Source organism: Roseobacter sp. TSBP12, from assembly GCF_009129705.1.
GTDB classification, from domain to species: domain Bacteria; phylum Pseudomonadota; class Alphaproteobacteria; order Rhodobacterales; family Rhodobacteraceae; genus Celeribacter; species Celeribacter baekdonensis_A.
Window position 1 is genome coordinate 179,272 of sequence record NZ_PYIB01000028.1, and the last position, 14,790, is coordinate 194,061.

At 53.9% G+C, this 14,790-nt stretch carries 12 protein-coding genes and 2 pseudogenes; 5 read left to right on the forward strand and 9 right to left on the reverse strand.

All coding sequences use genetic code 11. The features are described from left to right. Positions 1 to 10: 10 nt before the first annotated feature. On the reverse strand, positions 11 to 814 hold the full coding sequence (locus C8029_RS09195; protein ID WP_226946291.1) for a ribokinase: 804 nt from the start codon (positions 812 to 814) through the stop codon (positions 11 to 13). 21 nt (positions 815 to 835) lie between these two features. Further along, complete coding sequence (locus C8029_RS09200) at positions 836 to 3,100, reverse strand: NADP-dependent malic enzyme (protein WP_009570384.1); 2,265 nt, start codon at positions 3,098 to 3,100, stop codon at positions 836 to 838. 169 nt (positions 3,101 to 3,269) lie between these two features. On the opposite strand from C8029_RS09200, the pseudogene mutS reads away from it, so the two are divergent. Continuing rightward, a pseudogene (gene mutS / locus C8029_RS09205) lies at positions 3,270 to 5,890 on the forward strand (DNA mismatch repair protein MutS). Positions 5,891 to 5,951: 61 nt separating this feature from the next. Here mutS and C8029_RS09210 read toward each other — a convergent pair. Further along, the gene (locus C8029_RS09210; protein WP_009570386.1) at positions 5,952 to 6,512 is read right to left on the reverse strand and encodes a nucleotide exchange factor GrpE; all 561 of its coding nucleotides are present in this window, start codon (positions 6,510 to 6,512) and stop codon (positions 5,952 to 5,954) included. An 11-nt stretch (positions 6,513 to 6,523) separates the two neighbouring features. Further along, positions 6,524 to 7,588, reverse strand: a complete 1,065-nt coding sequence (gene hrcA, locus C8029_RS09215; RefSeq protein WP_009570387.1) for a heat-inducible transcriptional repressor HrcA — start codon at positions 7,586 to 7,588, stop codon at positions 6,524 to 6,526. 120 nt (positions 7,589 to 7,708) lie between these two features. On the opposite strand from hrcA, the gene rph reads away from it, so the two are divergent. The 4 genes from rph to hemW are packed head-to-tail and all read left to right on the forward strand — an operon-like array spanning position 7,709 to position 10,582. Beyond that, positions 7,709 to 8,422, forward strand: a complete 714-nt coding sequence (gene rph, locus C8029_RS09220) for a ribonuclease PH (RefSeq protein WP_009570388.1) — start codon at positions 7,709 to 7,711, stop codon at positions 8,420 to 8,422. Beyond that, positions 8,422 to 9,042 carry an RdgB/HAM1 family non-canonical purine NTP pyrophosphatase gene (rdgB, locus tag C8029_RS09225; protein WP_009570389.1) on the forward strand — a complete coding sequence of 207 codons (621 nt, stop codon included), beginning with the start codon at positions 8,422 to 8,424 and terminating at the stop codon, positions 9,040 to 9,042. Before rph ends, rdgB begins: the two co-directional genes overlap by 1 nt. Beyond that, entirely contained in the window at positions 9,039 to 9,422 is a 384-nt protein-coding gene (locus C8029_RS09230; protein ID WP_009570390.1) for a RidA family protein, read from the forward strand. Before rdgB ends, C8029_RS09230 begins: the two co-directional genes overlap by 4 nt. Before the next feature lie 2 nt (positions 9,423 to 9,424). Then, complete coding sequence (gene hemW, locus C8029_RS09235; protein ID WP_009570391.1) at positions 9,425 to 10,582, forward strand: radical SAM family heme chaperone HemW; 1,158 nt, start codon at positions 9,425 to 9,427, stop codon at positions 10,580 to 10,582. Here hemW and C8029_RS09240 read toward each other — a convergent pair. From C8029_RS09240 to mnmG, 5 genes and pseudogenes are all read right to left on the reverse strand, one after another. Further along, positions 10,579 to 11,487 (reverse strand): ParB/RepB/Spo0J family partition protein, encoded by a 909-nt coding sequence (locus tag C8029_RS09240; RefSeq protein WP_009570392.1) that lies wholly within the window; start codon positions 11,485 to 11,487, stop codon positions 10,579 to 10,581. The genes hemW and C8029_RS09240 overlap by 4 nt on opposite strands. Positions 11,488 to 11,490: 3 nt before the next feature. Next, positions 11,491 to 12,291 (reverse strand): ParA family protein, encoded by an 801-nt coding sequence (locus tag C8029_RS09245; protein ID WP_040401735.1) that lies wholly within the window; start codon positions 12,289 to 12,291, stop codon positions 11,491 to 11,493. Beyond that, positions 12,284 to 12,631, reverse strand: coding sequence for an RsmG family class I SAM-dependent methyltransferase (locus tag C8029_RS22960; protein WP_353617595.1), 348 nt, complete (start codon positions 12,629 to 12,631; stop codon positions 12,284 to 12,286). The genes C8029_RS09245 and C8029_RS22960 overlap by 8 nt, the downstream gene beginning before the upstream one ends. Continuing rightward, complete coding sequence (locus tag C8029_RS22965; protein WP_353617596.1) at positions 12,562 to 12,900, reverse strand: 16S rRNA (guanine(527)-N(7))-methyltransferase RsmG; 339 nt, start codon at positions 12,898 to 12,900, stop codon at positions 12,562 to 12,564. Before C8029_RS22965 ends, C8029_RS22960 begins: the two co-directional genes overlap by 70 nt. Continuing rightward, a pseudogene (gene mnmG / locus C8029_RS09255) lies at positions 12,900 to 14,788 on the reverse strand (tRNA uridine-5-carboxymethylaminomethyl(34) synthesis enzyme MnmG). Before mnmG ends, C8029_RS22965 begins: the two are co-directional and overlap by 1 nt. Positions 14,789 to 14,790 lie beyond the last annotated feature (2 nt).

Below are 14,790 nucleotides of genomic sequence, written 5' to 3' on the forward strand. Positions count from 1 at the left end.
CGCGTGACTTTCAGGCTGCCGCCTGCACCGCCCATTCCATCGCCGCCTTGATGGGCATGCCAAGGTCAAGCCCGGCCGCGACATAGCCGATGTAGGTATCTCCTGCGGCCGTCGTATCCACAGGATGCACCGCGGGTGAGGAGACTTCGATCACCTCGCCGGTTTCATTCGACCGCCACATCGCCCCCTTGGCCCCAAGGGTGACCATGACCTGTGGGGCTGGAATTTTATCGAGGGTCACGCCCATTTCGGAACAGAGCTGCGCCGCTTCAACCGAATTCATCACCAGCATGGACACATCGGGCACAAGATCGGTGACCGCTTTGATCGAAAAAGGTGCCGCAGAATAGATCACCCGCATGCCTTTAACGATGGCAAAGGTCGCGGCAAAGGCCTGAAGATTGGTTTCGTTTTGGATCAAAAGCGTGTCAGACGCAGCCGCCTGATCAATCGCATTGACGACGAACTCGCTGTCCTGCTGCATATTTGCGCCGGATTCCAAAACGATGGTGTTTTCGCCCTCAGCATCAACATAGATCACGGCATGCCCCGTGTCCTGTTCCACCATGCGCAAAAATTTGCAATCCACCCCGTAGGATTGGACTTTATCACGCACCCATGCATCCCGTTTACCAATGGCGCCGATATGAAACACCGACGCGCCCGCTTTGGCGGCGGCAACGGATTGATTCATTCCTTTGCCGCCAAGCCCAAGGGTATGCCCTGTCGCGCTGAGTGTTTCTCCCGGAGCAGGAAGGTGTGGCAGTGTATAAAAATGGTCGATGTTCACCGAACCCAAATTAAAAATCGCCATCCGCTTCCCTTCCGAAAGCCATTACCGGGTCTGACCCACCTTGCAGGCCGCAAGGATCGCCATATTCAGAATATCACTTACAGTAGAAACAGTTGAGCAAATCTGAATAGGTCTATCAACCCCCGTCAAAATCGGGCCAATAACAGTCGCTCCGGCCATTTCCTGCATCAGCTTCACCGAAATGGACGCAGAGTGTCTCGCTGGGACCACCAAGATGTTGGCGGGTCCAGACAAACGACAAAACGGATAGGCCGCCATCGCATCAGGATTGAGCGCCACATCGACCGTCATTTCACCATCATATTCGAAATCCACACCGCGCTTATCAAGCACTTTCGGCGCGATGTGCATTTTGTTGGCGCGCTCAGAGATCGGATACCCAAAGGTCGAGAAAGAGGCAAAGGCCACACGCGGTTCGATCCCCATCGCACGCGCCACCTGAGCGGCAGCAACAGCAATATCGGCAAGATCGTTCTCATCGGGCCATTCGTGCACCAAGGTGTCCGCAATAAAGATGATCCGACCTTTGTGCAGCACAGCGGTTACCCCGACAGCCCCATCTTCGGCCTTTGCATCAAACACCGAGTTGATCCGGTCCAACACATGCGCGGATTTGCGTGTCGCGCCGGTCACAAGACCATCGGCATGACCATGCGCCAACATCAGCGCCGAAAACGCGTGACGATCACGGGCGGCAAGACGGTGAATGTCTTTTTGGTCAAACCCGGAGCGTTGTAGGCGATAGTAGAGAAAGGATTTGTACTCTTCCAGATGCGGCGTGTTGGCCGCGTTCACGATCTCAAGCTCGGTCATAGCCTCGCCAAGACCCTCTTCTTGAAGCCTAACGCGCACATCGTCGTCACGCCCCACCACGAGCGCACGACCAAATCCACCACGCTGATAGGCAACAGCGGCGCGCAAAACGCGCGGATCATCGCCCTCGGCAAAAATCATTGTCGCTTGCGCCTGTTTCGCTCGCGCATAGAGCCCCTGAAGGATCTGCGCTGTCGGGTCCATGCGCGCTTTCAGCTCCTGCACATAGCCTTCCATATCCACAATCGGACGACGTGCCACGCCGGTGTCCATCCCGGCCTGTGCCACTGCGGGCGGGATAGTGTAAATCAAACGTGGATCAAACGGCGTTGGGATGATGTAATCACGACCGAAAGACAGCTTTTGCCCATAGGCCAGAGCCACCTCATCCGGCACATCCTCACGCGCCAGTTCAGCCAGCGCACGCGCACAGGCGATTTTCATTTCGTCATTGATCGCACGGGCATGAATGTCCAAAGCCCCGCGAAACAGGTAGGGAAAGCCCAAAACGTTGTTGACCTGATTGGGGTAATCCGAGCGTCCGGTGGCCACAATCGCGTCTTCGCGCACAGCGTGGGCTTCTTCGGGTGTGATCTCGGGATCCGGGTTTGCCATGGCGAAAATCACTGGGTTCGGCGCCATATCCGCTACCATATCCTGAGTCACAGCGCCTTTAGCCGACACCCCAAGGAACACGTCCGCACCCTTCATCGCCTCTTTCAATGTGCGTGCGTCGGTCTTGGCGGCATGGGCAGATTTCCATTGGTTCATGCCTTCGGTACGGCCTTGGTAAATCACACCTTTGGTGTCGCACATGATGCAATTGTCATGCTTTGCACCCATCGACTTAATGAGTTCCAAACACGCAATCCCAGCCGCACCGGCCCCATTGAGCACGATTTTACAGTCTTCGATCTTTTTGCCCGACAAATAGAGCGCATTGATCAGGCCCGCTGCACAGATCACCGCCGTCCCGTGTTGGTCGTCGTGGAAGACCGGGATGTCCATCTCTTCTTTGAGCCGCTGCTCGATGATGAAACATTCCGGTGCCTTGATGTCCTCAAGGTTGATCCCGCCAAAGCTCGGCCCCATCAGGCGGACAGCCTGGATGATCTGTTCGGGGTCTTCGGTGTCGAGTTCGATGTCGATCGAGTTCACATCCGCAAAGCGTTTGAACAATACCGCCTTACCCTCCATCACCGGCTTGGAGGCCAGTGCACCCAGATTGCCAAGACCCAAAACCGCCGTCCCGTTGGAAATGACCGCCACAAGGTTGCCCTTGTTGGTGTAATCATAGGCCGTTTCGGGGTGGGCCGCGATGGCTTCGCAGGGCACAGCCACGCCGGGAGAATAGGCCAGCGACAAATCACGCTGGGTGTTCATCGGAACACTTGGCGTGATGTCGAATTTGCCGGGGCGCGGCTCCATATGAAATACGAGCGCTTCTTCGCGGGTTTGTTTGATCTTGGACATGCGGGTGGGCCTCCTCCTCGTCAGGCCTGCATCCTTATCCAGACTGAGCCCCGGCCTCAACAAAAAGAACGCGTTCTGGGCCTTTACGCCACATATAGTGCGAGTAAGTTGGGGCAACCCAAACCGGAGAGACAAGCCTGTGTCCAACGAAACGCCCGCCGCCACCCCGATGATGGCGCAATATCTCGAGATCAAATCGCGTCATCGCGATGCATTACTGTTTTACCGCATGGGTGATTTCTATGAGATGTTTTTTGATGATGCGATTGCCGCCTCGCAGGCGCTCGACATTGCACTCACCAAGCGCGGCAAACATGCGGGTGACGACATCCCGATGTGCGGCGTGCCCTTTCATGCGGCTGAGACCTATCTTTTGAACCTGATCCGCAAGGGGTTCAAAGTGGCCGTCTGTGAACAGCTCGAAAATCCGGCCGACGCGAAAAAACGTGGTGCGAAAGCTGTGGTCAAACGTGATGTGGTGCGTCTTGTCACGCCTGGAACCTTGACCGAAGACAGCTTGCTTGATGCGCGGCGTCACAATTACCTCGCCGCCTTCGCGGAGGTGCGCAATGAGGGCGCTTTGGCCTGGATCGACATTTCCACCGGGGCGTTTCATGTCATGCCTTGCCCGTTGGTCGGCCTTGGCCCGGAATTGGCGCGGCTGAACCCCTCTGAGATCGTAATCTCCGAGGCAAATGACGTGAATTGGGCTGAATTGGTCTCTGATTTTCATCCCAACATGACTCCGCTTTCGCGCGCCTCCTTTGACAGTACCTCGGCACAAAAGCGCCTGACGGAGCTGTTTCGGGTCTCATCTTTGGATGCATTTGGGGCGTTCTCTTTGGCCGAATTGTCGGCGATGGGCGCGATCATCGACTATCTCGACATCACCCAAAAAGGCAAATTGCCGCTTGTGCGACCGCCCGTGCGTGAATCCCTGCGGGGCAACATGCAGATTGACGCCGCAACCCGGCGCAACCTTGAGATCACACACTCCCTCTCTGGCGCCCGCGATGGGTCGCTTTTGTCCGCAATGGATCGCACCGTGACCGCCGCCGGTGGGCGTCTTTTGGAACGTCGCCTCTCAAGCCCGTCTCGCGATGTCGACATCATCACGGCGCGCTTGATGCCATCAGCTTTGCCATTGAAAATCCGAAACTCTCAGAGCCATTGCGCGACGCCCTACGGCGGGTGCCCGACATGGAACGCGCCCTGTCGCGGATCGGTCTAGAGCGTGGCAGTCCCCGCGATTTAGCCGCCATTCGCAATGGCCTATCGCAGGCGGAGACCATCGCCAACGCTCTTTCAAATGCGACACTTCCGAGCCTAGTCCAGCAGAAATCAGCCTTTCTTGTCGGCCATGCTGAACTGATCGACCTTCTCGACAGAGCGCTTGTCGCTGAACCGCCGCTTCTCGCGCGCGATGGTGGTTTTATCGCGCCCGGCTATGACACTGAACTCGATGAATGCCGTACCTTGCGCGACCAAGGCAGAGGTGTGATTGCCTCGCTCCAATCCAAATACGCCGAGGCGGCGGGTGTCTCGTCCCTAAAAATCAAGCACAACAATGTGCTGGGTTATTTCATCGAGACAACATCGACCCATGCAGAAAAAATGCTGTCTGCACCGCTGAATGAAATCTTCATCCACCGCCAAACAACCGCCAACCAAGTGCGGTTCACCACCTTGGAACTCAGCGAGCTTGAGACCAAAATTCACAATGCCGGCGGGCGGGCGCTTGAGATTGAAAAACGCCTGTTTGACACCTTGTGCATGGCCATTCTGGAGCGCGCGCCGGCGATCAACGATGCCTCCTCCGCTCTGGCGGAAATGGACCTGATCAGTTCGCTCGCAGATTTGGCGATTTCAGAGGATTGGACCCGTCCTAAGGTGGATCAGGGCCGAAGCTTCGAGATTATTGGTGGGCGTCATCCCGTTGTGGAACGGGCGTTGCGCAAACAAGGCGGTAGCAAGTTTGTTGCCAATGATTGTGATCTCTCAGACGGTCACGATGGCGCAGCAATCTGGCTTTTGACCGGGCCGAACATGGCGGGTAAATCGACGTTTTTACGTCAAAACGCACTCATCGCGCTCATCGCACAGGCCGGGTCCTTTGTTCCCGCCAAGGACGCACATATCGGTATTGTCTCGCAATTGTTTTCACGCGTTGGTGCCTCGGACGATCTCGCCCGAGGTCGCTCGACCTTTATGGTGGAGATGGTCGAAACCGCTGCTATCCTTAACCAAGCCGATGACCGTGCTCTGGTCATTCTTGATGAAATTGGGCGCGGAACGGCGACCTATGACGGGCTGTCGATTGCCTGGGCCACGCTAGAACATCTCCACGACGTGAACACCTGTCGCGCACTTTTCGCAACCCATTACCACGAGATGACCAGCCTTTCCGACAAACTCAAAGGTGCAGAAAATGCCACCGTTTCAGCTAAGGAATGGGACGGTGAAGTGATTTTCCTTCACGAGGTGATCAAGGGCAAGGCGGATAGGTCTTATGGCGTTCAGGTCGCCCGGCTTGCGGGCCTGCCCACGGCTGTGGTTGAACGCGCCAAAGCTGTGCTTGAGGCGCTTGAAAAAGGCCAATCCCAACACGCGGCCAATCCGAAAGCGATCATTGACGATCTGCCGCTGTTCTCGGCCATGCCTGCCCCGGCCCCTGCGCCGAAGGCAAAAGAAAGCGCAGTGGAAAAGGCGCTTTTGGATATTCTTCCAGACGAGCTCACACCTCGTGAGGCGCTTCAAGTGCTGTATGATTTAAAGGCGAAACTCGACTGAGTTTCACAAAGAAAAGGCCCCCACCATTGTGAGGGCCTTTTGTCTTTCGGGTTGCCTTGGCTTAGGCCGGATTGGACGACACGCCAACCTGAGCCGGGCGCAACAGGCGATCGTGGATCATAAAGCCCACATTCATCACCTGAATGATGTCGCCTGCTTTGGTGCCCGGCACCGGAGCCTCGAACATCGCTTCATGTTCCTGCGGATCAAACGCATCACCAACTTCAGGCGCGATGATGACAATCCCGTGCTTTTTGAACACGCTGACCAGTTCACGCATGGTCAATTCGATGCCTTCGATCAAAGCCGCCTGGGCTTCACGCTGATCTTCGGCAATTGCATCAATCGCGCGTTTCATATTGTCGAAAATCGGCAACATATCTCGCGCCAGTTTCGATCCGCCGTAATTCTCCGCCTCGCGCCGATCCCGGTCCGCCCGTTTGCGCGAATTCTCTGCATCGGCCACGGCTCGGATAAACCGGTCTTTGAACTCATCCCGTTCCGCACGCAGCTTTTCCAGCTCGTCGATCTCCTCTTCGGCCTCAGCCTCAAGAAACTCTTCAAGCTCAGCATCCAGTTCGGTTTCGATCTCTTCAGCCATGTCTTTTTTTGGATCCGTCATGTTCCACCTTTTCACGCCTTGCCGGACAATATGCGACCGACAAGTTGCGCCGTGTAATCCACAATCGGAACAATCCGCCCATAATTGAGACGAGTCGGTCCGATCACTCCCACAGCACCAATTATCTTTCGTTCAGCGTTCATATAAGGAGAAACCACCAAAGAGGAACCCGAAAGAGAGAAAAGTTTGTTTTCTGAGCCAATGAAAATACGCACGCCTTCGCCATCCTCAGTCAGTTCGAGAAATTCGGCAATGTCGCGTTTCTTTTCCAAGTCATCAAACAGACTGCGAATGCGATCCAATTCCTCGGCTTCCGCACTATCCCCCAATAGATTCGAACGCCCCCGCACAATGAGTCGCTCATACACGGCTCCCTCGCCCCCCCAAAAGGCGCTGCCGTTTTCGATCAGATCGGCGGCGAGGCTATCCAACTCTTGTCGGCGCAGTTTGATTTCCCGCTCTACCGTTGTACGCAACTCGCCAAGGGTTTTACCTTCGATCAGAGAATTCAGAAAATTCGTCGCTTCACGTAGCGAGGATGGCGTTTGTCCAATTGGCGGGGTGAAAATTCGGTTTTCTACATGCCCATCAGCAAAGACCAAAACCACAAGCGCACGATCTGGGGCCAAATTGACAAATTCTACATGTTTTACCGGCGCTTCATGCTTGGGCGCCAAAACAAGGCTTGCCCCCTGTGTCAGTCCCGATAGTGCGGAGCCAACCCGATCCAACATCCCGCCAACATGCGATTGATCCTCGCGCACGGTCTCTTCCATTTTCGCGCGCACATCGTCGGTCACGGTGCCCAATTCAAGCAACCCATCCACAAACAGACGCAGGCCGAGTTGCGTTGGCACACGTCCAGCCGACACATGCGGACTGTCCAACAGGCCCAGATACTCAAGATCCTGCATCACATTGCGCACCGTCGCGGCCGAGACTTTTTCGCTCATCGTCCGCGTCAAGGTACGCGAGCCAACCGGATCGCCATTTTCGAGATAGCCCTCCACAACGCGGCGGAACACCTCGCGGGATCGGTCGTTCATTTCTGTGATTAAATTCGCACGGTCGTTCATATGGCAAAGGGCTCCAACGGTATCGTCATTAAAAGACATGCATTGCCGGGGTCAATGACACTTGCACCTTTCACACCCACTTCGTTATGTCTCAGCCAACAAAAATTGGAAGGAATGACCATGCGACCCTCCGGACGGAAATTAAACGAGATGCGCCCGATCTCGATCGACATCAATGTGACAAAACATGCCGAGGGCTCCTGCCTGATCCGCTGTGGTGATACGCATGTTTTGTGCACCGCGACCATCGAGGAGCGCGTGCCTCCATTTATGCGTAACTCTGGCCAGGGCTGGGTCACCGCAGAATATGGCATGTTGCCGCGTTCGACGTCTTCGCGGATGCGTCGTGAAGCGACCCAAGGCAAACAAGGCGGTCGTACCGTAGAAATTCAACGTTTGATCGGTCGCGCCCTGCGCGCCGGTGTGGATCGCGTTGCTCTTGGCGAACGTCAGATCACCATCGACTGCGATGTCATTCAGGCCGATGGCGGCACCCGTTGCGCTTCGATCACCGGCGGCTGGGTCGCTCTGCGCATTGCCACCAACAAATTGTTGAAATCCGGCGCGCTGATCTCCGATCCGCTGCTGTCCAACGTCGCCGCCGTGTCCTGTGGCATATACGCGGGTCAGGCCGTGCTTGATCTCGACTACCCCGAGGATTCCGAAGCTGGCGTTGATGGCAACTTCATCATGCTCGCCAATGGCCAGATGATCGAAACCCAGATGAGCGCCGAGGGGGCTACTTATTCGCGCACTCAAATGAATGAACTCCTTGATCTTGCTGAAAAAGGTGTCGCTGAACTCGTTGCCGTACAAAACGCCGCGGTGGCCTGATGCGTATGTTTGATGGCGACACGCTGGTCCTCGCCTCCCATAACAAGGGCAAGCTTCGCGAAATCGCGGAGCTTTTGACGCCTTTTGGGATCAAAGTCATCTCCGCTGGGGACCTCGGGTTCGAAGAACCGGACGAGACCGAAGACAGCTTTGTCGGAAACGCCCGGATCAAAGCTCATTTTGCCGCCAAAGAAAGTGGGCTACCTGCGCTTTCCGATGACAGCGGCATCATGGTCGATGCCTTGGGTGGTGCCCCCGGTGTCTACACCGCCGATTGGGCCGAAACACCCAATGGCCGCGATTTTCCGATGGCGATGAAGAAAGTCTGGGACAAGCTTGAGGCTATAAATGCCCCTGAGCCCCGCACCGCACGCTTCTGCTGTACGCTTTGCCTCGCTTGGCCTGATGGCCATGACGAGATTTTCGAGGGTACAGTTGAAGGCCGCCTTGTTTGGCCTATGCGTGGAGATTTGGGATTTGGGTTTGACCCGATTTTCTTGCCTGATGGCGAAACAGAAACATTTGGTGAAATGGACCCTGCCAAAAAGCAGGGCATGAGCCATCGTGCCGACGCCTTTCGTAAACTGGTCTCCGGACCCTTCAAGGACCTCTCTAAATGAGCACTCGCAAACTCATCTCTTCCGGCTCTGCTTTTGAATCCACCATGGGCTATTCCCGTGCTGTCGCCCAAGGCGATTGGTGTTTCGTGTCCGGCACAACCGGCTATGATTACGCTACAATGACTATGCCCGACAGCATTGCCGATCAGGCGCGCAATTGCTTTAAAACCATCTCGAATGCACTGGAACAGGCTGGATTTTCCCTCTCGGACACTGTGCGTGTACAATACACTGTCAGTGACAAAGCCTTGGTCGATGAACTCATCCCGGCACTTGGCGAATTCCTCTCCGACATTCGCCCTGCGGCCACAATGGTGATTGCCGATCTCATCAAACCTGAGATGAAAGTCGAAATCGAAATCACGGCTTTCAAGGGCTGATGATGGAAGACTGGCAAAACGGCGGATTTGGTCTCTATTTTCACTGGCCGTTTTGTCAGGCAAAATGCCCATACTGCGATTTCAACTCCCATGTCGCGGCGACAATTGACCAAAAGGCATGGGAACGCGCCTACCTTTCAGAAATAGACCGGATTGCAGCACTCACACCGGGGCGCTTGGTCAACACGATTTTTTTTGGCGGCGGCACCCCATCATTGATGGAACCGGAGCTTGTTGATGCGATTTTAAGCCGGGTTAGAGCCTCTTGGACGCTCGCGAATGATGTCGAAATTACGCTTGAAGCCAACCCAACCTCCGTGGAAGCGGGTCGTTTTCGTGGCTATCGTGCCGCAGGGGTTAATCGTCTCTCCATGGGCATTCAATCGCTTCGTGACGACGATCTGCGCCGTCTTGGCCGGCTTCACTCCGTCTCAGAAGCCCAAAAGGCCTTTGATATTGCTCGATCCGCCTTTGATCGGGTCAGCTTCGATCTGATTTACGCGCGCCAGGGTCAAACTCAAGAGGACTGGCGTTTGGAATTGCGCGAAGCCCTCTCTATGGCCGTCGATCACCTGTCCCTCTATCAACTGACCATCGAACAAGGCACCGCCTTTGGCGATCGCTACAATCGTGGCCAATTGCGTGATCTGCCCTCGGATGACGCTGCCGCTGATATGTACTTCCTCACCCAAGAGGAATGCGATGCCGCCGGAATGCCGAGTTATGAAGTCTCTAATCACGCTCGAAAAGGGTCTGAGAGCCGGCACAACCTGATTTACTGGCGCTATGGTGATTATGCAGGCATCGGCCCAGGTGCACACTCCCGCCTCACCCTTGATGGACAAAAATACGCAATCGACACGCCTCTCTCACCGACGCTTTGGCTCGCGTCTGTTGACGCAAAAGGCCACGGCGACCAGGAACGCAATGCCCTACCAGGCTATGATCAAGCCCTCGAATACCTTATGATGGGACTTAGAATTTCAGAAGGGGTTGATTTATCCCGGCTTTCCGCTCTTTTTGGATATAATTACTCTATAAAAAACAAATACTTATTAGATGACGGATTTCTAAAATCAGAAAACGGGCGCCTTTCCGTCACCGGAAAAGGCCGCCCGCTGTTAAATGCCATCATTCGGGATTTGATCCCGGACGCTTAAGCGCCCTTAGATAAAATTTTGCAAAGCGTATCCAGATCATCCAAAGTTGCGTAGGAGATCGAAAGCCTGCCGCTCTCTGACCCGTCTTTATGATCAATCTCCACCTTCATGCCCACCGTAGCTGACAAATCAGCCTCCAAAGCACGGGTATCGGCGTCCTTTTCAGAGGCACGGAAGGATTTTACCGCCTTCGGCTGAGTTGGACTCTTTTCCGCCTTAACCAGTTTTTCAGCGTCTCGTACAGAAAGGCCGCCTTTGACAATCCGTTTCGCAAGCTCGGTCGGATTTTCGGCCGTCACCAGAGCGCGGGCGTGGCCAGCAGAAAGGTGACCATCGACAACCAAATCCTGAACATCCGTCGGCAAATGAAGCAAGCGCATCAGGTTCGCAATATGGCTCCGGCTTTTGCCCAGTGCATCAGAGAGCTTCTCCTGTGTGTGGCCAAACCGCTCCATCAATTGCTTATAGCCTGCCGCCTCTTCAATCGCATTCAGGTCAGCGCGCTGAATGTTCTCGATAATCGCAACTTCAAGAACCTCAGTGTCTGTGTAAGCGCGTAAAATGACAGGAAGTTCATGCAATCTGGCCAATTGAGACGCACGCCAACGACGCTCCCCAGCCACAATCTCATAGTCACCGGCGTTTCTTGGGCTTTCGCGTACGATCAAAGGTTGAATCACGCCTTTTTCGCGAATGGAATTGGCCAAATCGTCCAATGCGCCTTGTTCAAAGGTCCGCCGTGGCTGATCTGGATTCGGCACGATTTTCTCAATCGGCACCATCATATCAGGCCGGCGAGGTTCTTTTGTATCTGATGCGCCACCAATTTCTGGCGCGACGTCCGCCATCAATGCTGACAAACCGCGCCCGAGACCGCGGCTTTTTGGCTTCGTCGGATTTTCCATCTCTTATTTACCCCTCTTTGCAGCGACTTCCGTCGCCAAAGCCCTGTAGGCCAAGCTACCCTTGGAATTCGAATCGTATTGAAGAACAGGTAAAGCAAAAGATGGTGCTTCACTGACGCGTACATTGCGCGGAATCACCGTTTGAAACACCAATTCTCCCAAATTTTCGCGCGCATCCAACTCCACCTGACGAGACAGATTGTTTCGTTGATCATACATCGTCAACACAACCCCCTCGATTCTCAAATTTGGATTTGCAGTCTGGCGCACCTCTCGCACAGATAGCATCAACTGAGATAAGCCTTCGAGCGCAAAAAACTCGCTTTGAAGCGGTACCAAAACGGAATCAGCGGCTACCATTGCATTCACCGTCAACAGGCTGAGCGATGGAGGACAGTCAATTAAAATAAAATCAAACAGATAGCCATCAATTGCCGGCTGACGTAGCGCGTCATGCAACAGAAAGCTCCGCTTTTCGCTTGAAACCATTTCAATGTCGGCAGAGCTCAAATCTACGGTCGCAGGCGAAATCCAGAGACCTTCGATGTCAGTAGTTTGAATAACATCGTGTAAATCCACATCCCCAAGAACAAGGTCATAGGTCGTGAAGCTGCGACTCTCTATGTCGATTCCCAAGCCAGTTGAGGCATTTCCTTGCGGATCAAGATCTACAACAAGGACACGAAACCCGTTTTCAACCAGCGCAGCTGCCAAATTTATAGCTGTCGTTGTCTTCCCGACACCGCCCTTTTGGTTCGCGACTGCAATAATCTTAGGACCTGGCGGCCGAGTGGGATCAGACACGTCTTATATCTCCAATAAGAAGGGTGACGGCATCTTGGCCCGTCGTGCTTGGATATTCTTCGTAGGTGAAGCGCCAAGTTTCAAGAGATTCTGCAATCTCATCTGACACATTGGCCCCTTTTTGGAAAATGGCCTGCCCAGACTCAGAAAGATGGCGCTCGGCATAGTTTAAAAGCAGTGGCAAAGCTGCAAGCGCACGCGCAGAAATGACATCTGCATTGAGGGGCGGAATATCTTCGATACGTTTTGCTATTACAGTGACAGGAACACTCAAATCTCGCGCCACAGTTCGAAGGAATTCCGCCTTCCTTTGGTCGGACTCAACCAAAGTAAACTCCATTTCTGGCGCATGTTCAGAAGCCAAAACAGCAGAAACCAGCCTGGGAACCCTCCCCCACTTCCAATATCAACCCAAGATTTGCTTTCTTTTGGCGCCAAAGCAAACACTTGGGCTGAATCCAGAAAATGCCGATCCCAAGCATTTTCAATTGTGGACTTTGCTACCAAGTTTATGACGGGATTCCATTTTTTTAAAATTGAAAAATAGGCCTCAAGTCGCTCGAATGTTTCACGTGAAACATCCAAGCCCGCAAATGAAATTTTCTTCATTAAGACGCCTTTGCTTTCTTTCCTTGACGCATACGCGCAAGAATGAGTGTGGTCGCAGCCGGGGTCATACCCTCAACGCGGCCAGCTTGAGCGATCGTCTGTGGGCGCACGTTCTCCAACTTCATACGAAGCTCATTCGAAAGCCCGACGAGCGCAGAATAATCAAAATCATCCGGGATAATTTGTTTTTCATCCCGCTTCATCGCCAAAACATCCCGCTGTTGCCGTTCAATGTAAGTGGCATACAGCGCATCTTTTGAGAGTTGCTCGCGGATATCGCCATCAATCTTTGCAAACGTCTGATCAAGCTTGATTATTTCATCATAATCGACATCGGGAAATGACAAAATTTGGAACGCATTGCGGCGGCTTCCATCAGAACTTGCACGGATTCCAGCCTCCGACATCTGTTTTGGTGTAAAAACAAGACTTTCTAAAAGAGTCCGACCACTCGCGAGCGATTCCATCTTTTGAGTGAACGCCTGTTTACGCTTTTGACCAACAATACCCAAATCGAGCCCGATAGGCGTTAATCTTTGGTCTGCATTATCCGCGCGCAGTGACAATCTAAACTCCGCGCGAGACGTGAACATGCGATATGGTTCGGTCACGCCGCGCGTCACCAAATCATCAATCATCACACCGATGTAGCTTTCCGAACGCGCAAAAACCATTGCCTCTTTACCCAAGGATTTGCGTGCGGCATTTAAGCCGGCCACAAGACCTTGTGCTGCAGCCTCTTCATATCCCGTGGTCCCATTGATCTGCCCTGCAATGAAAAGTCCCGGCACATCGCGCAATTCAAGCGTCATTCGAAGCGCTCGGGGATCCACATAATCATATTCAATCGCATATCCCGGCTGAAGAATCTCAACGGCTTCAAGGCCACGAATGGAACGCACATAGGCCTCTTGAACATCGACCGGAAGAGAGGTCGAAATGCCGTTTGGATAAACTGTGTCGTCATCCGCGCCTTCGGGTTCCAAAAAAATCTGATGAGAGGTTTTGTCGGCAAAGCGTACAACCTTGTCCTCGATCGAAGGGCAATAACGCGGACCGACCCCTTCGATATGGCCGCCGTACATCGCAGATCGGGACAGATTTTGGCGAATGATATCGTGAGTAGCCTCGTTCGTATGTGTAATTCCGCAGGACACCTGACGCGCCGTTGGCGTCTTATTTAGGAAAGAAAACATCACCGGCTCATCATCGCCAGGCTGTTCTTCAAGTATATCCCAATTGATGGTTGTGCCATTTAAACGCGGCGGGGTTCCCGTTTTGAGCCGCCCCATTGGCAGGCCAAACCCATAGAGCCGCTCAGCCAAAGCAACAGAGGCTTATCCCCCATACGACCACCCGCGTGGCTGACATCGCCAATATGTATCAAGCCATTCAAGAATGTTCCGGTGGTTAGAACAACTGCACCGCAGGAAATTTCAGAACCATCAGCCAAAATGACGCCGGAAATCTGCGTGCCCTTCGTCACAAGATCGGCAACTTCCGCCTCAATGATGGTCAGGTTTTCTGTTGTGGAAAGCTCTTTCAACATCTCTTCGCGGTAAATCTTGCGATCCGCTTGCGCGCGCGGGCCCTGTACCGCCGGACCTTTTCGACGGTTCAACAGGCGAAATTGAATCCCGGCCTTGTCCGCAATTCGCCCCATAACGCCATCCAAAGCATCAATTTCCCGCACAAGATGGCCCTTTCCAAGCCCACCGATGGCAGGATTACAGGACATGACGCCAATATTACCGCGCTTAAGTGTGATCAGAGCGGTCTGTGCCCCTGTTCGAGCTGCCGCAGCGGCAGCATCAGATCCAGCGTGGCCGCCACCAACAACGACAACATCAAAGTCGGTATGTTTCACGTGAAACACTCCTTGCGCCATTT